The 551-nt window shown below is 45.4% G+C and carries 1 pseudogene; it reads left to right on the top strand.

Annotated elements, in window-relative coordinates:
* Window positions 1-458 (top strand): annotated as a pseudogene (locus tag ACWHAR_RS30890) (metal-dependent hydrolase); the annotation flags it as partial.
* Window positions 459-551 lie beyond the last annotated feature (93 nt).

The following is a 551-nucleotide window of genomic DNA, read 5'->3' as shown; positions in this document are numbered from 1 at the left end:
ATTTCATGCAGAGGAAAATCAAGCATGAGCTCCGTGAAAAAATCGATGATATTGAAGAAATCATTATTTCGCCTACGATGAAATTCAGGCAATGGCGAATCGCCGTCAAAGCAAAATCGGCTTTTTACGTCGGACGGAGCATGGATGGAAACGTCGTGATCGTCGACACATTCAACAGGGTGCCTTTACCGGATACGGATGTGATGAAAGCGGCGAAACAGGATAAGAACATTTCGGCGTTTCTTTCGTTCTCACCGGTTTACAAATGGGAGATCGATACGTATAAGGATCATTACGAAGTCCGCTTTATCGATCTGCGATACCGCAGCAAAGGACACTACCCTTTCGTGGCGATCGCACACATCGACAGGGACACGCTCGAATTAATCACCTCCTATACCGGATGGATTTTCAGCGAGGAAAAACTTCAAAAAAAATTAAAGCTTGGCTCTGTTTAAGAGCCAAGCTTTTTTCTCCTTCTGCTGTACCAGATTCCGATGATGAGGCTGATGACTGTAACCGCCAAGGTAGCTTTGAAGTACGGCGGGTAA

This window comes from Bacillus sp. LR--39 (genome assembly GCF_053613335.1).
The sequence above is the reverse complement of the archived record's forward strand: the minus strand, read 5'-3'. Positions and strand labels throughout refer to the sequence as shown.